Origin of the sequence: Kitasatospora setae KM-6054 (assembly GCF_000269985.1) — a bacterium.
Classification (GTDB): domain Bacteria; phylum Actinomycetota; class Actinomycetes; order Streptomycetales; family Streptomycetaceae; genus Kitasatospora; species Kitasatospora setae.
Window position 1 is genome coordinate 7849828 of sequence record NC_016109.1, and the last position, 22245, is coordinate 7872072.

Genomic DNA, 22245 nt, shown 5'->3' on the forward strand with positions numbered 1-22245 from the left:
CCCGACACCGAAAGGGCCCGATCATGAGCGGCGACCTCGAACTCCACTACGCCAACCTCGACTCGGCGATCGACGACCTCGCGGCCAGCTTCCGGCAGATGGTCGAGCAGAACGAGGAGACCATGAGCAAGCTGAAGCAGGTCCTCGGCACCGAGCTGATCGGCCAGTTCTCCGGCGCGGCCGACGCCTTCTCGCTCCAGCTGAGCGGCGCCGACACCCGGATGTCGACGAAGATCGAGGAGGCGAAGACCGTCCTCGGCGAGATGCGCGACACCATCCGCGACGCGGACATGCTCGCCAGCACCCACTTCGACCACACCAGGGGCTGACCCCGGTGGCGAAGAACGAGGACGACCCGGACGGCACCCACGAGGGCGGCGGCAAGGGCGGAGTCAAGATCACCGAGGGGTACCTGGCCGACTTCGCCGAGCAGAAGCTCGCCTGGCTGATCCACGACTTCGACTTCTCCGAGCCGCGCCTCACCGTCCGGAACTACACCGGCACCGGCAAGGAGGGCGGCGGTGTCAACCACCTGCTGGCCGGGACCAGCGTGGGCAACAACACCTCTCCCGGCAGCCTGATCACCGCCCTGGGCACCTACGCGGGCGCCCTGGACGCCTACTTCAAGGAGCTCTCGCGCCAGGCGATCGCGCTCCGCGAAGACCTCAAGCACGCCTCCCGGGCGCTCGGGGACGGCCACGACGGCGCGCTCACCGCCGCCCAGCTGATGTGGCTGATCGACGACGTCCTCAAGGGCGGCGGGACGGGCGGCGGGGCGGGCGGAGGCACCGGCCCCCACTGACCCCGCGCCGCCGGGCCGGCCCCGCCCGCCCCGCGCCGGGGCCGGCCCGCACGAGTACGTACGTACGCACACCGCACCGCACACCGCACCGCACCGCACCACCGAACGAGGAGGGAACCGCCGTGGCCGCGTGGGAGGACGTCCTGTCCATGCTCGCACCGTCGCAGTTCACCGCACGGGACGGCCGGTCCGCCGTCACGGACCCGAAGGTCGAGTGGGTCGGCGGCCACAACGTCGAGATCACCAGCGGCTTCAAGGGCGCCGACGTCGCCGGCCAGGCGTTCGACCGCTGGTTCTCGTGGAACTTCACCTACCAGTCCGACAACACGACCCAGCACGGCAGCGTGGCCGTCGGCGTGATCCTCAACTGGGGGGAGTTCAACCCGGCTACCAACCCGTTCGGCAAGTTCCTGCGCGACGCGCCCCGGGTGCTCTACCCCCTGCTGAACACCAAGGCCAACGACCGGGTCAGCGTCGCCAGCTTCGAGGACGCGGCGCGGATGCTGGAGCGCGCCAGCTGGTTCCTGGACGGCTGGATCCCGGTCACCCGCAAGTGGGCCGCCGACGTGGACAGCGTCGGCAGCGACTGGCAGGGCAGCGCCGCCGGGTCGTTCGCGGCGGTCCTCACCGGCTACGCCTGGGAGCTGGAGGACCTGCGCGACAAGCTCGTCGACGTCGACGTGGCGGGCGCGCTGCGGACGGCCGGCCGGACCCTGGAGGCCCAGCTCCAGCCGCTGGTGGACGCCTGGGAGAACTGGCTGAAGAGCCCGGAGAGCAGCCCGGTGACCTCCCTCGCCAAGGCGCTCGCCGAAGGGCTGTCCGGCGCCCAGGTGCACCTGACGTTCGGGACCGAGGGCGGCGGCGGCGACTTCTGGGAGAACCAGGGCGGCAAGCCGGCCACCGCGGTCGGCGGCGAGCCCGGGGCGGCCTCCGGCTTCAGCGTCAGCTTCTCCGGCGCGAAGTTCGGCGACCCCAAGCAGGCCGACTTCTGGGCCGCGGTCGGGGAACGGGCCAAGGCCATCTGGGAGGCCGACATGCTGCTGCTCGACACGGCGGCGAACACCGCGATGAAGAACATCGAGTACTACTACAACATCGCCGGCACCCTGATGGACAACCACGGCCTCGGCCAGGCCGGCCTGCACCTGCCGATGAGCACACCCCCCAGCACCGGTCCGGGCAGCGGCGACCCCGACCCCGGCAAGGGCGGCGGCGACGGCACCGGCACCAAGGACCTCAACCTCGACGGCGGCGGCAGCGGCGGCACGGGCGGCGGCAGCGGCCTCAACCTCGACGGCGGCGGCACCGGCGGCGGGCCCGGTAGCGGCGGCATCGACCTCACCGGCGGCGGCGGCGGGACGGGCGGCGGCGGGACGGGCGGCACCGGCACCGGCGGCCTCCCGAACCTGATCGGCGGCGGTACCGGCGGCACCGACCTCACCGGCGGGACGGGCGGCACCGGCGGCAGCACCAAGCCCGTCACCCTGCCCCCCGGCTCCCGGATCACCGACGACGGCCGGATCGTCGACGCCAACGGCAAGCCCGTGCTGGACGCCAACGGCAACCCGATGCTGGCCGGCAAGGACTACACCATCGGCCCCGACGGCACCCTGCGCGACGCCAAGGGCACCCCCGTCCCGCAGTACCGGCAGCTGCTCACCGACAGCTACGCCGCCGACTCCGGCGAGGGCCTGCTCGCCCCGAACCGGTTCTCCGGCGGCGGCTTCACCTACCACACCGGCACCCTGTCCGGCGGCCCCACCGGCTCCGGCGGCACCGGGCTCGGCGGGCTGCCCGGCCTGGTCGGCACCGGAGGCGGCCTCAGCGCCCGCGCCCTCGCCGCCGGCGCCGACCCGACCGCGGTCAAGGTCGCCGCCGAACAGGCCAACGCCGAACGGATCGCCGCCCAGAAGGCCGCCGCGGCCGCCGCCGAGGAACAGGCCCTGCTGACCGGCCGGCAGACCGCCACCAGCTCCTCCGGCATGCCGCCGATGATGCCCCCCGGCGGCGGCGTCGGCGCCGGGGGCGCCCCGGGCGAGAAGGACCGCCGGCGCACCACCTGGCTGGCCGAGGACGAAGAGGTCTGGGGCACCGAGACCGGAGCCGTGCACGGCGTCATCGGACGCTGACCCGCCGCCGGCGACCCACCCCCCGTAACGGAAAGGACCGACGTGAGCAACCCGTTCGCCGAGCAGATCGCCCTCGCCATGGAGGAGATGCGGGCCGAACTCGCCAAGGCCGAGGCCGTCCAGCGCGAGCTCGACGACCTCACCGCCTCCGCCACCACCAAGGACCGGATGGCCACCGCCAAGGTCGGCTCGCAGGGCCAGGTCGTCTCGCTGACCTTCCACACCGACGCCTACCGGTCGATGGCGCCCGCCGAGCTCGGCAAGGTCCTCGCCGACGTCCTCAACGAGGCCCGCGCCACCGTCGGCGAGCAGATCGCCGCCCGGATCGGCCGGTTCGACGGCCTCGGCGAGACCCTGCGGCTGTCGATGACCGGCGGCACCGAACTCGACGACGTCCTCGCCCCGCTGTACGCGATGCGCCCCGGCGGCGAGAACGGCCCCCGGACGCGCGGCGCCGACCGGCAGGAGGAGTTCCGTGGCTGAACCGGGCAGCACCTCCAAGGGCTCGGGCCTGAAGGGCAGCTTCGCCGAGTTCGACAAGCTGCACGAGCTGGTCGGCGAGGTGAACGCCAACCTCGACGTGATCAACCGGGGCAACCTGCACGTCGGCGGCGACGACGAGATCGGCAAGCAGTACCACCAGCAGGTCGACGAGGGCACGCAGATCCTCACCGAACTGGTCACCCGGATCCAGACCAGCATGGGCCGGTTCTACGAGGGCGGCGCCACCTACTCCGACGCGCTCGACCGCGCCGACGAGGACGGCACCAAGACGATCAACTCCAAGCTCTGACCGACCCGGCCCGGCCCCCGGCCAGGCCCCCCCGGCCAGCCCCGTCCGGCCAGGCCCGGACCCCCCGACGGCGAGCGACGCGTACCCAGGCGAGGACGGTTCCCGTGTCCCACTCCTCCATCGAGGTCAACGCCTCGACGGCGGCCTTCTTCAGCGCGATCACCGGCATGCCCTGGCCGAAGATCCGCGAGGGGGAGCTGCGCGACGTCCGGGACGCCTACGAGCGCTTCGCCGAGGAGATGCCCGAACTCCGCGAGCAGATCGCCAAGGTCGCCGTCGCCTGCCTGCGCCAGGGCGAGGGCGCGACCATGAAGGCGTTCTCGGAGGAGCTGAAGTCCTTCATCGGCGGCACCGGCGGCGACGACTACGTCACGGCCGCCGGCGCCACCGCGAAGAAGCTCGCCGACTGCGCGGCCGACGTCGCCAACGCCGTCGAGTACACCAAGTGGATGGCCATCGCCCAACTCGTCCAACTGCTGGTCGAGATCGCGCTGGCGATCTTCTGGGCGCCGTTCAGCTTCGGCGCCAGCCTCTCCGGGCTGGTGCTGCGCAAGCTGCTCACCAAGGTCGCCCTCCAGGCCCTGATGAAGTACCTGCTCAAGACCATCCTGATGCACACCTTCGCCGGCCTGGTCGGCGGCCTGCTGATGGACGGCATCATCCAGGGCATCCAGATCGGCCAGGGCAACCGCAAGGAGGTCGACAAGGAGTACACCAAGCAGGCCGCCCTGTTCGGCGTCATCGGCGGCGTGCTGGGCGGCCCGCTCGAACTGCTCGGCCTCGGCCTCGGCAAGCTGCTGGGCCGGCTGATCGGCAAGAGCGGCGGCAAACTGCTCGCCGACCGGCTCAGCGACTACCTGGTGCACGGCGACCTCCAGGGCCTCAAGGGCCTGCTGAAGGCGGCGAAGGAGGCCGCCGAGAAGGAGGGCCGGACCGGCTCGACCGGCCTGCTGGGCAAGGAGCTGCTCGCCAAGTCCGAGAAGGAGCTCGCCGGGATGGCCTTCACCAAGAAGGAGGCCAAGGCGCTCGCCCGCGACCTCGGCAGCCTGCTGGAGGCCGCCACCGAGCAACTCCAGAACGGCTTCGGGAAGGTCGGCAGGGGCACCCTCGCCGAGATCTTCGAGAAGGACATGGGGACGATCTTCGCCAAGCACCTCGGCGACTCGCTCGGCGGCAAGGAGGCGGCCCGGGCACTCGGCCGCGAGTTCGGCGAGGCGTTCACCCGCAACTGGCTGAGCGGCGTCGAACGGGCCGCCCTCAAGGACGGGTTGGGCGCCGTCGCCAAGGACGTCGCGGGCGCCGCGGCCGGGGCCGGGGCCAAGGACGCCGCCGGTGCCGGAGCCGGGGCCGTCGCCAAGGACGTCGCGGGCGCCGCGGCCGGGGCCGGGGCCAAGGACGCCGCCGGTGCCGGAGCCGGGGCCGTCGCCAAGGACGTCGCGGGCGCCGCGGCCGGGGCCGCCCCGGGCGGCGGGCTCAGGACCGCGCTCGGCGACGTCCTGAAGGGCGTCGACCCCAAGGTGCCCGGCCTCTCCGCCCGGCACGTCGAGATGCTCTCCACCCACCTGCCCGACCTGGCCGAGGGCATCACCGGCGGCAACCGGGCCTACCACCTCGGCCTCGCCCTCGGCGGCTACCTGCAGAGCGGCGCCCAGAACGTCCTCAGCGAGGGCTTCTACAACCTGATCTTCGGCGAGGACCACGAGTTCAGCGTCAGCGCGGGCAGCTTCCTCGGCGGCGTGCTCACCGGGGCGATGGGCCACGTCCTGCACCTCGGCGCCCACCCCGTGATGGCCCGCTACCAGCAGTGGGTCCACGACAAGCAGTACGAGGCGGTCGCCGAGGGGGCCTCCGAGTACTTCCCGCTGCACCACCCGATCAGCTTCGCCGCCCTCGCCAGCCTCGCCTCCGGCAAGATCGTGCCGTTCCCGGTGCCCCGGATGGGCCACCCCGGCTCGTACGAGGTCGCCAAGCTGCGCCACGGCACCCTGGACGACCTCGCCGACGCGGTCGGCCACGCCTCCGGGAAGCCGGTCACGTCGCCCCCGGCCGACTCCGAGGTCGCCGAGCTGATCCAGTCGCTGCTCGACCACGTCGACCTCCTGGAGGGCGACCACCCCGGCGGCACCGAACCGGTCGTCAAGGTCCCGACCGAGAGCGCCGAGCACCTGGACGAACCCGGCGGGAACGTGCCGAAGCCACCGGCCGGGCAGCCGCCCACCCGGTCCCGGGACGAGGACCTGACGACCAGCACGCACACGAGCACGAGCACGAGTACGAGCACGGGCGGCGCGGCCGGGGAGACTCCGCCGCCGCCTCCGCCGAAGGCACCGAAGGCGCCCACCCAGAGCCACGGGCCGGTCCTGGAGCAGCCGGTCGCCGCGCCGGTCCGGCCCGTCCCGTCCGCGCAGCAGCAACAGCAGCACGTCACCGCGCAGCACCAGCAGGTCGAGCAGCAACAGCAGCCGTCACCGCAGGCCACGGTCGTGCCGGAGGTGCCCGTCGCCCCGGACGTGCCGTCGGGCCCGCCGCGGGCGGCGTTCGGGGACGCGGCCTGGCAGCGCCCCCGGCGCGGTCTGCCCGAGGACTGGTCCGACGCCGAGGCCCGGCTGGCCGCGCACCGGATCGCCACCACCGGCGTGCCCGAGCAGGTCGGCGAGCGGGTCGGCGACCGGCCGCCGCCGCTGGTGTTCCGTGGTGAGCACGCCGGGGTGAAGGTGAACGTCCGGGTCGAGGACGGCCTGATCACCGACGTCTGGGGCGAACCCCACCAGCGTCCGCCCCACCCGTCCGGCGGCGGGTCGCCGACCGTGCTCGGCACCCGCGAGATCCGGCCGCCCGCGAACCCGCTCGCCCGGAGCACCGCCGAACGCCGCCACGAGTCGTTCCAGGCCACCCGGCTGCGCTACCCCGACGGCGACACCGAGACCCTGCTGACCCTGCGGGTGCACCTCGACACCCGGCACCTCGACCCCGCCGCCCCCGACACCGCCAAGGCCCTCGAAGCGCTCCGGCAGCGCGCCCGGCAGGGCGTCGCCGACACGTACGACCTCGGCCAGCGGCTGCCCGGCGGCGACCGGCTGCGGGTCGAGGTCGAGTTCACCGACCGGCCCGAGGACGCCCACCACACCGCGACCGTCCACCCCGGCGCGGGCCGCGAGGACCTGACCAACTGGAACCTGCACAGCGACGCCACCACCCTCGCCCACGAACTCGGCCACGCCCTCGGCCTGGCCGACGAGTACCGCGAGGCCGGCGCCGGCCCCCGCCCGGTCTACCCCGACAGCGGACTGATGGGCACCTGGTACCGCGACGGCCGCGACCGCCCGCTGCTCGACCTCGACCGCACCGGCACCACCCCCGGCACCGACGCCCCGCGCGGCGTCCTGCGCGCCCGCAACCTGCGCCAGCTCGGTGCCACCGTCGACGCCGCCTTCGGCCCCGCCCCGTCCCCGCACCCCGACCTGCCGGCCCGCGCCCGCTTCGGCGAGGACACCCGCCGCACCGCCCTGTACGGCGGCCCGAACGGCGGCGGCCACCTGTACGCCCCCGCCGGCTCCGGCCGCGAACGTCCCGCCCCCGTCCCCGGCGGCGGCCACCGCAACGGCACCTTCCGGGTGGTCGGCGGCCCCGCCGAGCACCTCCGCCCCCGCCCGAACGACCCCGCCGGCGACCTGGCGGGCGCCCGCCACCGCACCGTCTTCCCCGAGCACTGGACCGCCGACGACGCCGTCTACGCCGCCGAACAGGCCTACCAGCACGCCCTGCGCACCGGGAACACCACCAGGACCGGCCCCTACGCCTACCACTGGGAGGGCGAGTACGCGGGCGTCCGGATCGAAGGCGAGGTCAAGGCCGGCGAGTTCACCTCCTTCCGCCCCGCCGACCGCCAGTCCGACCTCGACACCCCCGCGTACGCGCCCTGGCACTCCACCCGGCAGCCCTTCGACCTGCGCGGCGACGACCTGCTCCAGTACGGCGACCGGCACACCATGACCGGCGCCCACCACGCCCCGACCCCCGCCGCGGCGGCCGCCCACGGCATCCGGATCGAACGCCTCCCCGAACCCGCCCGCCCCAACGGCACCTACCGCGCCACCGTCCACTACCTCGACCCGACGATCGCCCCCGGCGCCCCGCTCGCCCGGCAGGACACCCACTGGCACACCCCCGCCGGCGCGCCCCCGCACACCATGTACCCCGAGCACTGGACGCTCGCCGACGTCCACGCCGCCGTCGAGGAGGCGTACCGGAACCGCCGCGACCCCCGGCCCCCCGGCACCGGCGCCGAACACTGGGTCGGCGAGGCCCGCGGCGTCCGGATCGAAGGCGTCACCCGCGACGGCCGCCACCTCGTCCACCGCCCCACCGACGACCAGCCCGGCACCCCCGCCCCGACCCACCGCAGCGCCCCCCTCCGCGAACCCGCCACCCCCGGCACCGGCCACCGCCCGCCCACCGCCACCCCCGCACCCCTCCCCGCCCAGCCCCCGCACCCCGACCTCCGGCGCGCCGCCCCGACCCCGCCGCAGACCCCGCACGCTCCGCACGTCCCCGGCAACGACCTGCCCGAGCCCGGCCGGCGGATCGACGTCCCCGACGACGGACTCTGCCTGCTCCACGCGGTCGGCGTCAGCGCCCCCGAACTCGTCGCCGGACACCCCCTGCGGGAGAAGGCGACGGCCCGCCGGCTCATCGACCGGATCGCGGCACACTTCGGCAGCCTCGACCTGGCGGCCGTCCCGCCCGACATCATCCGGATGGTCCGGGCCCGGGACCTCGGCCAGCAGCAGTACTACCACCGGGAGGAACTGCGGCAGCTCCTCACCCCGGGGCAACGCGCCGCCGCCGACGGCCACAGCTACCAAGACCTGCGCCTCCAGGCCCTGACCGGACTCTTCGAACGCAGCAACCCGAACTGGACCCAGGAACTCTCCCGCGAAGCCCTGCTCGCCCACCTCGCCCCGGAGGACCGCGCCGCCGCCGCCGACCTCGACCACGCCCGACTCGCCGAACTCGTCCGCGAACAGACCCGCCGCTCCGACGAGACCATGCTGCCGAGCGAACGGACCGGCCTGCTCAGGGCCATCAACGCCTGGGCCTGGAACTCCGACTACGGCGACAGCTTCCCCGCCCTCGTCGCCCACGCACTGAACCTCCGCCTGCGGGTGATACCCGTCGGACCGGGCGCCGACCAACTCGTCGGACCGGAGAACGGCCGCCCCCTCGCCATCTACCGCGACGGCGCCCGCGTCCACTACCAGGCCAGCGAACCGCCGCCGCACCCGCTGCTCAGCGCGCTCGCGGCCGCCGACCCCGCACTCGTCCGGAAGGCCGCCCGCCCGCACCCCGCAACGGGCCCCGCCCCCGACCCCGTCCGCGTCCTGCGCGAGGCGATCGCCGACTACCTGAACACCGACAACCGCAGACTGCCGCAGGACCTCCTGGCCCTCGTCCGTCCCGGCGGCCGACACCTCGCACCCGAGCCCACGGGCAACCTCTCCCACCACCAGGCCCTCACCGAACTCCGCAGGCGCTTCGGCGACCCCGACGACCCGCTGTCCCCCACCGAATCCGACCTCCTCCCGTCCCTGCTCGCCCACGCCCTCGACATCCGCTTCCGCCCCACCGACGAATCCCCCGACACCGTCGGCCCCGCACACGCCCCCCTCGTCGAACTCGGCCACCCCCCGAAGGACCGCCGGGCCGAGGAAGAGACCGCCAAGGCGAAGGCGAAGGCCGAGGCGGAGGAGGCCGCGCGGGTCCTGCGTGAGCGGGAGGAGAAGCTCGCGCGTGAGCGGGAGGAGGCGAAGGCGAAGGCGGAGGAGGCCGCCCGGGTCCTGCGCGAGCGGGAGCGGGAGGAGGCCGAGGCGAAGGAGCGGGAGAAGAAGGAGCAGCAGGGGGAGCGGCAGGAGGACGGGGAGGCGCTGCGCGCGAAGGAGCGGGCCGAGCAGGAGCAGGCGCGGTTGCGGCGGGCCAAGGAGCGGGCCGAGCAGGAGCGGGCGCGGTTGCGGCGGGTGGAGGAGCGGGAGGAGGCCGCGCGGCTCCAGCGCGTGCGGCGGGAGGAGGACGAGCGGGCGCGGCAGCAGGAGGCGGCCGAGAAGCTGCGGGCGGAGCGGGCGGAGCAGGAGCGGGCGCGCCTGGAGCGCGAGAAGGAGCGCGAGAAGGCGCGCGCGGAGGCGCAGGAGAAGCAGCGGCTCGCGGAGGAGAAGCGGGAGCGGCTTGAGCGTGAGGAGGCGGAGGACGCGGCGCGGCCGCCGAAGACGGTGATCGACGGCGGGGACCTGGTGCTCGCGCTGAGCGCGAACGAGGTGGCGCTGCGGCAGAAGGTCATCGAGGTGCTGGTGGCGAAGGCGAAGGGCGACCGGGACGCGGTGCGGGCCTTCGCGGAGGCGTACTTCGGGCCGGCGGTGCTGCGGCCGATCCTCGCGGCGGTGTCCCGGGGGGAGACGTGGCGGGCGCCGTTCCGGGGGAACGGGTGGAGCGGCGAGGTGGTGCTGCGCGGGAAGCTCGCCCGGGCCGAGCGGCGGAAGGGGCGGACGAAGATCGAGTTCGAGAACGGGGCGGACCGGTCCGTCGCGGTGGGCGGGCGCGCGGAGAAGCAGTGGCAGTTCGCTGTCGGCGGCCAGCTTCGGCACACCAACGACGACATCCAACTGGCCGAGCTGGTCGGCTACTTCCACGATCGCGGCGAGGGCGAGACGCACGTCGAGGTCAGCGGTGTGGTGGCGCGTTCGAAGACCTCGGTCGATGCGGTCGTGTACGACTCCACGATGGCCCTCGAACTGGACTTCAGCGGGCTGCGGCACCATCGCGCCCCGGTGCGTCCGGACGCCGAGGCGGCGGTCGAACGGGTCGAGGTCGGGCTGACCGTCGCCGCGCCGAGGTACCAGGCGCCGCCGAAGGACGTCGAGCTGGTGCCCCCGTCGCGGCTGGCCAGGGACGGCCGGATCGGCGGGCAGGAGATCGTCCTGGAGCTGACCCCGCGCGCCCGGCAGTCGGACGCCGGGCAGTCGGACGCCGTACCGAAGACGCCGGTGGAGCTGTTGCTCGACGCGGTGTGGGCCGAGGCGACGGCACAGGTGCGGGAGAACTGGCCCGCGCTGCGGGCGAAGATCCTCGCCGAGGTCGATTTCGCCCGGCTGCACCACGAGTTGAAGAGCGCCACGGCGGGCGAGCCGATCACCGTGGTGCTGACCGACGCCGACGGCGAGCCGCTGGCCCGGGTGGACATCACCGCGAAGGTCAGGGACCTGCGGGTGGTCGGCGTGACGGACCCGACCGAGTTCAACATCGGCACCGTCGTCCAGCAGGTGAGCGGCAGTCAGCGCAGCCGGGGCCACGCCGGACAGTTCCCGCTGTTCCCCACCACCGGACCGGCCCTGGGCGACGGGATCGTCAACGGCGGGGCGAACCAGCGGCACGCCCGGGAGGGCGTCGTGATCGAGGGCAGCAGCCTGACGTCCCAGCTGACCAGCAAGGCGAAGGTGCCCGGCGTCCTGTACGAGGGCACCGTCGAGTTCACGGTGTCCTTCAACGGCAAGGAGGGGAAGCCCGCCGGAGCGGCGGACGTCCGGTTGCTGGTCGACCGCCGGGACACCGAGGAGAGGAGCCTCCTCCCGAAGCCGGAGACCGTGCCCGCGACCGTGCCGGAGACCGGGAACGTCGAGGCGGCGTCGACGCACCGGATCCTCGGACCGGCGGACGACGTCTGGGCGAACGGCCTGGACGACACGGTCGTCGTACGCGACCTGGAGGGTACGGCCGCCCTGCGCGAGGCGCTCGACGCCAAGGGCGCGGAGCGCTACGGGAAGGACTGGCCGCGGATCCGGGAGGAGGTGCTGGCGACGGTCAACCTGCCGAGGCTGGCCGCCCACATGACCGCCCTGAGCAGGGGCGAGTCGGTGGAGGTCAAGCTGGGCGGCAAGGACGGGATCGTCGTCACGTTCACCGCGGAACTCGACCGGCTGACCCACCGCCGGGTCGACGACGAGGCCGAGCTGAACCCGGTGAGCGAGACCAACGCCTTCAGCGAGGTCCGCGGCCTGTCCTCCCGCACCGACACCTTGCACTTCCAGGCCGGCGGGAAGGGCAAGGACAGCGCGTCCGGCATCGGCGTGGAGGTGACGCCGGTCGGCAGCGCCCAGCAGCGGGCCCGCGAGGGCTGGCGCGACCGCAGCAACGAACGCGTCGTCGCCAACGGCAAGTACAAGCTGCCGCAGGTGCTCTACGGAGCCGAACTGACGGTGCGGGTCGAAGTCGACGTGAAGGGCCGGAAGGCCACCGCCGGAGAGAAGGTCACGGTCGAGATCGGCCTGGACAAGACCAGCACCGTCGAACGCGAACTCCCGAAGGGACAGAAGGACTTCGAGCGTCCCAAGCCCAAGGAGCCGCAGTCGGACGCGAACGAGAACGCGAACGCGAACGAGAACGCGGACGGGGGCAAGAAGCCGGGCGAGGACGAGGACAAGAAGCCGGACGACCAGCCGCCCGTCCCCGTCCTGCCGTCCCGGGTGAAGTCGCGGAACGAGCTGAACGCGTCCTATGTGGTGCACAGCCTGGGCAGTACCGCCGATGTCCGCGCCAAGGTGAAGGCGATCATCGGTGCGAAGCACACGCTGACGGCGGAGCACGCGAGCCGGATCGACCGTGCTTTCAAGCACCTGGTGCTGAAGGGGCAGTTGTCCCGGCTCAGCCGGGGGGCGAAGCTCACCGAGACGGTCGGCGGGCGACTGTGGAGCGCGGAGATCGTCCTCACCGCGAAGGTGCGGGAGCCGGTCGCGGGCGGGGAGGGGAAGGCGCCGGTGCCGCCGAGGCCGGTGAAGGGGTACGAGTTCGAGTCCGGCAGCCGGGCGTCCCGGGGGCAGGGGTACGTGCAGGACCGGGTGCTGCGGGGGACGGGGGGCGTCCAGGCCAAGGTCAAGGCGCTGGCGTTGGAGGGCGCCGTGGGGCACGTCCAGCGGAGGGACCAGACCCACGGCGAGGCGGCGGACGTCGTCGGTTCGGTGTCGAACCGGGGCAAGCACGTCGAGGATGCCGCGGTGTTCGACCTCGACGCGGTGTACGACGTCGAGGTCAGGTTCACCTGGATGGGGCGGGAGGACGGGCCGCCGGTCACGGATTCGGCGTCGGTCAGGGCGCGGGTGGCGGTTCCGCTCCGGGACGCCGTGGCCGACACCGTGCCGAAGGTCCGGCCGGAGGACACCGAGGCGCAGGCGGCGGCGAAGAGGGCCGCTGCGGCGGAGGCCGAAGCCAGGAAGCTGGCGGAGTCGCTGGAGCGGGACCGGCTGGACTCCTCGGCGATCGTCACCGACGTCCACTCGGTGACCGAGCCCGGCGAGGGACCCCGCCGGACCCTGGGGGAGTCGCTGGTCGACCAGTTGGAGGACGGGCCGAGGCGCTGGAAGGACGCGGCCGAGCAGCGGCGGCCGGGATGGACGGCGGAGGGCTGGCAGCGGGCGAAGGACGCCGCGGCGGAGGTCGGGCGGCTGGCGAAGGGCCTGTTCGCCAGCCGGGACTGGGCCCGGATGCGGGCGGAGCTGGAGGGCGAGCTCACGCCGGACCGGCTCCAGGCCAGGCTGAAGGGGATGCTGGCGGGCGACCGCAAGCCGCTCCGGATCGGGTCGGTCACCGTCGAGACGGGGGCCGTGCTGGTCGGCCGGCTGGAGCACCTGGGGGCCGCGGGGACCACCGAGTTCAACGCGGGCACCGACGTCCAGCACGGCTTCGCCGACTCCGGGTCGGAGACCCACTCGGGCACGGGGCGCGGGCACAGCACGAACCTCGGAGGGGCGGGCACCGTCCCGGGCACGGTGCCGGTCACGATCGGGCTGGCCGGCAACTACGGGCGCGGCCGTGACTGGATCGAGGCCCAGGCCAAGTCGGTGGCGTCCGGTTCCGCCTCCAAGGCCAAGGTGCCGGGCAGCGCCTACCGCGGCGAGGCGGAGCTGCAGTTCACGATCACCTGGAAGCCGAGGTTCGGCCGGAAGGTGGTGCTGCGGACCACGGCCCGGGTCGGCTTCGAGACCCTCATCGAGACGGCCGAGACCGGTCCGGTGGTGAAGCCGGCCGCGTCCGGGGCGAAGGAGGGGCCGGCGCTGCCGTACAAGCCGGGCCCGGAGCAGGCCGTCCGGGTGCCGCCGGAGCGGGTCTGGAAGGAGGGGCTGGGCGACACCGACGTGCTGCGCTGGCTCGGCGACGTCGGCGGACTCCAGGACATGGTGCGGGAGTTGGAGGTGAAGCACTTCGGCGGCTCCACCGACACCGCCCGGAGCGTCACCTCGCACAGCTATCTCTCCGCCCTGTTCTCCGCCGCCACCCGGGGCACCGACCCGGTCTCGGCCGGGCAGCCGGGGAGCTGGCCGCTCGGCGGCGACAAGAGCCTCGAACTGGGGGTGAAGATCCTGGAGCTGGACTATCAGGGCAAGGATGCCAAGATCGAGCTGAGCCCGGCCAACGGTTTCACCGCCGGGGCGTCCGGCACCGCCCTGTCGTCCTCCTCCGGCGGCGGCCAACTGCGGGTCGGCCTCAAGTTCGCCGACGACTTCTCGCACAGCCCGGCGCTCCTGCTCGGCGCGCAGCGGACGGTCCGCGAGGGCGGCGGCCAGGGCGGCACCGGGCAGACCGTCTCCAACGGCAAGTACCCGACCGAGATGGCCCGGTACAGCGGGTACGCCCGGATCGAGGCGGTGGCCCTCCAAGGCGGGAAGGAACTGGGCCGGAGCAGCGGCGTACTGCCGTTCACCGTCGACATCCCCTTCGCGGATACCAGTGAAAGCAAGATCCCGAGCGATACTTTCCTTGCTTTCAGTGAAACCGTTCCCGAAGGCGACCTGAGATTCAACGGTGACCCGCGGATCCTTGAGGACGCCTGGGAACTGCTGTACCCCAGGCCGAACCAGGAGGGCGCCCCCCGGACCCCGCTCGACGCCGAGACCCGCGGCCGACTGGCCGGCCTGGTCCAGCTCGGGCGCGCCGCCTACGGCACCGACTTCACCGTCCACAGCGAGGCCGGTCGGCACCGGATCTGGACGGTCCACCGGCTGGCCGAAGCCGCCGGTGGCGCCCGAGACCAGCTGAACGGCCTGATCAGGGAACTGCTGCCGACCAAGGAGCCCACCGAGCCCACCAACGCCGACATCCGCCGGCTGCTCGAAAAGGTGGAGCGCTGGCTGAGCCGCCGCCACGGCGGGCAGCGGCTCACTCCGGACGAACTCCGTGCCGCCGCCCGCAACGACTGGCGGGTGGAGGACGACATCCTCGGGGTGCTCAACCCGGCCGGCAGCGGGGCGTGACACCGCGGCCCGCCCCCGGTGAACCGCCGGAGCGGGCCGGTCCGTACCTACGGGGTGGGAGCGCGTACGGGCCGGTGGGCCGGGCGCCCCGCAGACCGGACCGCTAGGCAGCCGAGGAGTCTTTGGTGGGTACGAGCACGGACGGGAACGGCCCGCAGGGCAGCACCGGGGGCATCCAACTGCCGCCGGTCGCCTGGGAGATCGAGGAAGCGGAGACCGACGCCGACACGTCCGCGCCACGGTACGGCCGAGTGCTGCCCGACCCGAACCGCAAGCGCCAGGCCGCCGCCCCGGCGGAGCCGGCGCCGCAGGCGCAGCCCGAGCCCGAGCCGCAGCCCGAGCCCGAGCCGCAGCCCGCCCCCGTCGCGTCCGCCGCCGTCGCGCCCGCCGTGCCCGAGTACGGCCGGACCGAGGCCGCCGACGACGACGGCCGCCGCGCGCCGCGCCCGCCGCGCACCTCGCCCCGGGTCTTCCCGTTCCTGTCCCCCGAGCCCGAGCCGGGGGCGGCTCCGGTGCCGTCGGGGGCCGAGTACGGCGACGGCGGGTACGGCGAGGAACCCCACCAGGAGGACGGGACGGAGGAGCCGGAGCGCCGCGGCCGGGTGCGCAAGCCGGTGGTGATCGCCGCCGTGCTGGCGGGCGCGCTGCTGCTCGGCCTGCCGTTCGCGCTCTCCGGCGGCGACCCCAAGGCCGGCGGCGGGGTCGGCCGGGCGGAGCAGACCCCGGCCGGCGGCCCCGAGCTGGGCGACCTGATCGCGACCCCGGGGCCGAACGACCCGACCGCCGTCGCCGTCCCGGTCGACGGCGTCCCGTCGCTGCCGGGCGACTCGGCCAGCCCCTCGCCGGGCGCCACCGACGGCACGCCCGCCGGCGCGTCCGGCACCCCGGGCGGCAGCACCGGCGCGGCCGCCAAGCCCGGCGGCACCGGGGGCGGTACGACGGGCGGTGGCACGACGGGCGGCGGCACCGGAGGCGGCACGGGCGGCGGCAGCGCCGCCGGCGGCACCACCGGAGGCACGAGCGGCGGCACCACCACGACCGGCGGCGCGGCCCCCGTCGTCCCGCCGGCCCCGGCGAAGTCCTCCGCGCCCCCCGCGCCCGCCGCGCCCTCCTTCAGCGCCGTCGCGGGCCTCGGCTGCGCCACCGGCATCGACCAGAACGGCCGCTGGAGCGAGGGCACCACCGGCTGGACCACCAACTCGGCGGGCGGCTACGCCGGTTCGGGCTGCAGCGGCTCGTACGTGTCGATCCCGATGTCCGGCGCGAGCGGCAAGGACGCGGGCGGTTCGGTGCTGTGGGCGTTCAACACCGCGCCGATCACCAGCGGCACCTGCAAGCTCTCGGTGTTCGTCCCGAACAGCGCCGACCCGAAGGTGGTCGGCGGCAAGCCCTCGTACTACACCGTGCAGCGCTACTTCACCACCGGCGAGGGCACCCTCGGCGCCTTCACCATCGACCAGACCGCCAACCGCGGCAGCTGGGTCAACGCCGGCAGCTTCCCGGTGACCGCCGGGAAGATCGCCGTGATGCTGCACGACCGGGGCATCGACTACGGCAGCGCCGCCCTCGACAAGGCCCACCACGCGGCGTCCGCCGTGCGCGTCGACTGCACCGCCTGACCGCGTCCCGCCCGATCGCCCGATCGGACCGCCTGATAGTCCGACCACCCGATCGTCTGACCGCCCGACCCCGCACAGACGCCACCGCCCCACCGGCGAGAGGAAGCCCAAGCCCATGTCGCGCCACGTGCTGACGGTCTGTCCGGAGCAGCGGGACGGCCGGTACCGCACCATCGGCGAGGCGCTGGCCGCGGCCCGCAGCGGGGCGGTGATCTCGGTGCGCCCGGGCCGGTACGAGGAGAACCTGGTGATCGGCAAACTGGTCACCATCACCGCCGCCGAGGCCCGCGGCAGCGTCCGGATCACCGCCCGGCGCGGCTGCGTGGTGCAGGTGACGGCGGAGGCGGTGCAGCTGACCGGCCTGGTCGTGCAGGGCCAGGACGAGGAACTGCCCGCCGTCGACGTGCCGCGCGGGCAGGCCGCGATGCAGGACTGCGAGGTCGTCGGCAGCTCCTGGACGGCGCTGCTCACCCGGGGCGAGGGCTCGCTGGCGATGCGCGGCTGCCGGGTCACCAACCCGGCGGGCGCGGGCGTGGTGGAGACCTCGACCGGCGGCAGCGTGATCGAGGACTGCGTGATCGAGCACCTCGGCAGCTCGGCCGTGGTGATCGGCGACCACGCCGACCCGCTGGTCCGCAACTGCGTGCTGCGCGACGCCCGGGGCAACGGCGTGTGCGCCAACGGCCGGGCCCGCGGCACCTTCGAGGGCTGCGACATCTCGGTCACCGAGAAGCCCGGCGTCGCCCTGGAGGAGCACAGCACCACCCGCCTGCTGCGCACCACCGTCCGGGACGCCACCATCGGCGTGTACATCAGCTCCACCGAGCAGGTCGTGCTGGAGGACTGCACCGTCACCGCCACCTCCGGCCACGGCTTCGCGCTGGCCGCCGGCACCGACCCCCGGCTGCGCGGCTGCCGGGCGCTGCGCACCGGCGGCCACGGCATCCACGTCACCGCCCGCTCCCGGGGCACCTTCGAGGACTGCGAGGTCGCGGGCGCGCAGGGCACCGGCATCTGGGTCGGCGACTCGTCCGGCCCGGTGCTGCACCGCACCGTGGTGCGCGAGTGCGGCGCGGACGGGGTGGAGCTGACCGGCGGCAGCGCCGCCGACGTCGACCGGCTGGAGGTCCGCGACGTCACCGGCACCGGCGTGCTGATCACCGACGGCGCCAACCCGAGGCTGCGCCGCACCGCCGTCCACCGGGCCGGCGCGGACGGGCTGGCCGCGCTGCGGGACGGGCGCGGGCAGCTGGAGAAGGGCGAGGTGCTGGACGCGGGCCGGGCCGGGATCCGGATCGCCGACGGCGCCGACACCCGGATCGGCGAGACCTCGGTGCGCGGCTCCGGCGGCTCCGGCGTGCTGGTCGGCCGGGTCGGCACCGCGACGCTGCGCGACTGCGAGGTCTCCGGCTCGGCCGAGGACGGCGTCACCGCCGAGGACGGCGCCGAACTGGACGCCACCCGGCTGCGCTGCACCGGCAACCGCCGGCACGGCGTGCGGCTGGGCGCCGGGGCGCGGGCCGTCCTGGTCCGGCTCGCGGCCGAGGAGAACGCCGGCGACGGCGTCCGCACCGACTCCGACGGCCCGGTCCGGCTCACCGACTGCACGCTCGCCCGCAACCGGGGCTCCGGCCTGCGCCAGACGGTGCCCAGCGAACGGCTCGCGGTCGAGGAGCTGACCAGCGAGGAGAACGGCCGACCTGACGCGCACGGCACCGCCCCCGCCGGCCCGTCCGCCCCCGCCGCCGAGGCCCCCGCCCCCTCCCTCGCCACCGCTCCCGCCACGGGGGAGACCGGCGGGACGGGCGGGAGCGCGCCGCCCGGGCCGTCCGCCGCCCCGGCCGGGCCGCTGGAGGTGCTGGAGTCGCTGGTCGGCCTGGCCGGCGTCAAGGAGCAGGTCGCCACCCTGGTCAACCTCAACAAGCTGGCCCGGCGCCGCGAACTCGCCGGCATGCCCGCCCTGCCGATGAGCCGCCACCTGGTCTTCGCGGGCCCGCCCGGCACCGGCAAGACCACCGTCGCCCGCCTCTACGGCAGCATCCTGGCCGAGCTCGGGGTGCTGCGCGAGGGCCACCTGGTCGAGGTCACCCGGGCCGACCTGGTCGCCTCGGTCATCGGCGGCACCGCGCTGAAGACCACCGAGGTGTTCCGCTCCGCGCTCGGCGGCGTGCTCTTCGTCGACGAGGCGTACACCCTCTCCACCGGCGGGGGCGGCAGCGGCCCCGACTTCGGCCGGGAGGCGGTCGACACCCTGGTCAAGCTGATGGAGGACCACCGCGAGGACGTCGTGGTCATCGTGGCCGGCTACTCCGCCGAGATGACCGACTTCCTCGCCGTCAACCCCGGCCTGGCCTCCCGGTTCAGCCGCACCGTCGAGTTCGCCAACTACTCGGTCGACGAACTCGTCACCATCGTCGGCCGCACCGCCGCCGGCCACGGCTACGAACTCGCCGACGGCACCGGCGAAGCGCTCCGCGCCCTGTTCGAACGACTGCCCAGGGGCGAGGACTTCGGCAACGGCCGGGCCGCCCGCAAGGTCTTCGAGGAGATGGTCGACCGGCAGGCCACCCGGCTCGCCACCGGAGCCGAGATCTCCGACCGGGACCTCGCCCAACTCCTCGCCGAGGACGTCGCCCCCGCCGCCACCCGGCCGGCCGGCCGCGGCGACGGCACCGAACTCCTCGCCGAACTCCGCGCCATGGTCGGCCTGCCCGCCGCCAAGGAACAGGTCGAGGACCTGGTCGACCTGCTCCGGCAGACCCGCCGCCGCGAGGAGGCCGGCCTGCCCACCGCCCGGATCAGCCACCACCTGGTCTTCGCCGGCCCGCCCGGCACCGGCAAGACCACCGTCGCCCGGCTCTACGGCCGGCTGCTCGCCGAACTCGGCGTCCTCCCCGGCGGCCAACTCGTCGAGACCGCCCGCGCCGACCTGGTCGGCCGCTACATCGGCCACACCGCCCAGCTCACCAGGGAAGCCTTCGACCGGGCCCGCGGCGGCGTCCTCTTCATCGACGAGGCGTACACCCTGACGCCCCGGCACGGCAGCGGCGCCGACTTCGGCCAGGAGGCCGTCGACACCCTGATGAAGCTGATGGAGGACCACCGCGACGAGGTGGTGGTGATCGCCGCCGGCTACGAGGACGAGATGCGGCACTTCCTCGCCTCCAACCCCGGCCTGGCCTCCCGCTTCACCCGGCAGATCGAGTTCGGCCACTACACCGACGACGAACTCGTCACCATCGTCGGCCGGCACGCCGAGACCGCCGGCTACACCTGCGCCCCGCAGACCCTCACCGCCCTCGCCCGGCACTTCGCCGCCGTCCCGCGCGACCGCGCCTTCGGCAACGGCCGCTTCGCCCGCCAGACCCTGGAGACGATGGTCACCCGGCAGGCCCGCCGCCTCGGCCGCCTGGACGTCGCCGACCTCTCCGAACTCAGCCTGCTGCTCCCGGAGGACATCGCGGCACCGGCCCCCGGGAGCGCCGGGTGAACCGGACCGCCGCCACCGTCTCCCTGCTGGGCGCGCTGCCCCTGCTGGGCGTGCTCGCCACGGCCGCCCCCGCGGCGGCCGACGGCGCGTCACCGGCCGCGTCCGACCTGCCCGCCGTCACCCAGCAGCGCTCCGACGTCCAACAGAGCGGCTGCTGGAAGCCGTCCGCCAAGACCGCCGACCGGACGCCCTGGGAACGCGTCTACCTGCGCCCCGAGGAAGCCTGGACCCGCGGGCGCGGCGCCGGGGTGACGGTCGCCGTGCTCGGCTCCGGCGTGGACGCGGCGGCGGGCGGCGAGGGCGGCGCGCTGGCCGGACGGCTCCGGCTCGGGCCCCGGCTGTACGGGCAGGGCGGCTCCGGACGGGACTGCGTGGGCCACGGCACCTTCCTCGCCGCCCTGGTCGCCGCCCGCCCGGGCCCGGCCGGTGCCGCCGCCGGGCCCGCTGCCGGGCCCGCCGCCGGGCCGGTCGGGATCGCGCCGGAGGCGACCGTGCTGGCCGTCGCCGTCACCGACGACGCCGGGACCACCACCCCCGACCTGCTCGCCCAGGGCATCCGGGCCGCGGTGGACGGCGGCGCCCGGATCGCCGTCGTCGGGGTGCCCGTCCCCGTGCCGAGCCAGGCGCTCACCGACGCCGTCGGCTACGCCGCCGCCCGCGGCGTCCTGCTGGTCGCCCCGGCCGGCCCCGACGGGCAGCCGGGCCGGGACCCGGTCTACCCGGCCGGCTACCCCGGCGTCCTCGCGGTGGCCGCGGTCGGCCCCGGCGGCGCCCCCACCGCGACCGGCAGCGCGAGCGGCCCGACCCCCGCCCGGGTCGACCTGGCCGCCCCCGGCGAGGGGCTGCTGGCCACCGGCCCCGGCGGCGGCCAGGCCGGCTCCTCCGGGCCCAGCGGCGCGGCCGCGATCGTCGGCGGCACCGCGGCCCTGCTGCTCGCCCGCGAACCCGGCCTGACGGCCGGACAGCTCACCGCCCGGCTGGAGTCCACCGCCTACCGCCCCGGCACCACCCTGCCGGACCCGAACCTCGGCTGGGGCACCGTCGACCCGGTCGCCGCGACGGCCGCCGGCCCCCCGCCCGCCGGACCCCCGCCGCTCCCCGCCCCGGTCACCGTCCCGCCCGCCCCCGACCGGACCGCCACCGCCCGGGCCGGCGCCGTCGCCGGGGCCAGCGCCGTCCTGACCGCCGCGATCGCCCTCACCGCCGCCGCCCGCCGGGCCGCCCGGCGCCGCCGCGCGACCGGCTGACAACGGGCTGACAACGGGCCGACAGCGGGCCGACAGCCGGACGCCGCCAGGGCGTTGGCGGAACGTTCGTGCGGCGTTGGCGGCGCCCGGCATCATGCTCGGGAAGTGGTGGCGGGCCAAGCGGGGGCGGCTTGCCCAAAGCCGACGATTGTTGTGAAGGACTCAACCGCCGTGGCCATCGACGCTGCCGCACGATCCCAGCACACCCATCCACCCGCCGGACCGACGACACCGGCGGCACCGGCGGCACCGACCGCACCGACGACAACGGAGGCCGAACCGACCGGACACCCCCCGACCGAGCCCGCGCCGCCCGCCGCCGAGCGGGCCACCCTGGACCAGGCGACCCTGGCGGAGCTGTACCGCCTGCACGGCGGCTACCTGCTGCGGGCGATGCTCCGGGCGACCAGCGGCGACCGCGGCAAGGCCGAGGACATCGTCCAGGAGACCCTGCTGCGGGCCTGGCAGAACCCGGCGGCGATCCGGCGCGGCCCGGAGCACAGCCGGCCGTGGCTGTTCACGGTGGCGCGGCGGATCGCCATCGACCACTACCGGATGCAGACGGCCCGGGCCCGGGAGGTCTTCGACGAGGCACCGGAGGAGCACGCCGGGGCGCACGACCCGTACGACGCGCTCCTCGACGCCTGCGACATGGCGGTGGCCCTGGCCGAACTGCCGCCGCACCACCGGGACGTGCTGGTCGAACTGCACATGCGCGGACGCTCGGTCGCGGAGGCCGCCGCCGTCCTGGGCGTCCCGGCCGGCACCGTCAAGTCCCGCAGCTTCTACGCGACCCGGGCCCTGCGCCCGATCCTGGAGGCCCGCGGCACGGCCGGGGCCGAGCGCTAGACGGCCGGCACCCGGGGCCGCCGCC

At 75.0% G+C, this 22245-nt stretch carries 10 protein-coding genes; all 10 read left to right on the top strand.

The window, feature by feature from the left end; translation table 11 throughout:
• Positions 1-23: 23 nt before the first annotated feature.
• The 10 genes from KSE_RS34470 to KSE_RS34515 all read left to right on the top strand — a co-directional run bounded on the left by KSE_RS34470 (position 24) and on the right by KSE_RS34515 (position 22220).
• The gene (locus KSE_RS34470; RefSeq protein WP_014140019.1) at positions 24-329 is read left to right on the top strand and encodes a hypothetical protein; all 306 of its coding nucleotides are present in this window, start codon (positions 24-26) and stop codon (positions 327-329) included.
• Positions 330-334: 5 nt separating this feature from the next.
• A complete protein-coding gene (locus KSE_RS34475; protein WP_014140020.1) occupies positions 335-802 on the top strand; it encodes a hypothetical protein in 468 nt (155 codons plus the stop codon).
• 122 nt (positions 803-924) lie between these two features.
• The gene (locus KSE_RS43150; RefSeq protein ID WP_014140021.1) at positions 925-2931 is read left to right on the top strand and encodes a hypothetical protein; all 2007 of its coding nucleotides are present in this window, start codon (positions 925-927) and stop codon (positions 2929-2931) included.
• A gap of 42 nt (positions 2932-2973) precedes the next feature.
• A complete protein-coding gene (locus tag KSE_RS39050) occupies positions 2974-3414 on the top strand; it encodes a YbaB/EbfC family nucleoid-associated protein (RefSeq protein WP_014140022.1) in 441 nt (146 codons plus the stop codon).
• A complete protein-coding gene (locus tag KSE_RS34490) occupies positions 3407-3724 on the top strand; it encodes a hypothetical protein (protein ID WP_014140023.1) in 318 nt (105 codons plus the stop codon). The genes KSE_RS39050 and KSE_RS34490 overlap by 8 nt, the downstream gene beginning before the upstream one ends.
• Positions 3725-3828: 104 nt before the next feature.
• Positions 3829-15015 (top strand): EndoU domain-containing protein, encoded by an 11187-nt coding sequence (locus KSE_RS46060; protein WP_014140024.1) that lies wholly within the window; start codon positions 3829-3831, stop codon positions 15013-15015.
• Between the two features lie 125 nt (positions 15016-15140).
• Entirely contained in the window at positions 15141-16634 is a 1494-nt protein-coding gene (locus KSE_RS39055) for a hypothetical protein (protein WP_014140025.1), read from the top strand.
• A 115-nt stretch (positions 16635-16749) separates the two neighbouring features.
• On the top strand, positions 16750-20124 hold the full coding sequence (locus KSE_RS34505; protein ID WP_014140026.1) for a right-handed parallel beta-helix repeat-containing protein: 3375 nt from the start codon (positions 16750-16752) through the stop codon (positions 20122-20124).
• On the top strand, positions 20121-21371 hold the full coding sequence (locus tag KSE_RS46065; RefSeq protein WP_014140027.1) for a S8 family serine peptidase: 1251 nt from the start codon (positions 20121-20123) through the stop codon (positions 21369-21371). The genes KSE_RS34505 and KSE_RS46065 overlap by 4 nt, the downstream gene beginning before the upstream one ends.
• A gap of 171 nt (positions 21372-21542) precedes the next feature.
• Positions 21543-22220: a sigma-70 family RNA polymerase sigma factor gene (locus tag KSE_RS34515; RefSeq protein ID WP_014140028.1), complete on the top strand. Its 678-nt coding sequence runs from the start codon at positions 21543-21545 to the stop codon at positions 22218-22220.
• Positions 22221-22245: the final 25 nt, after the last annotated feature.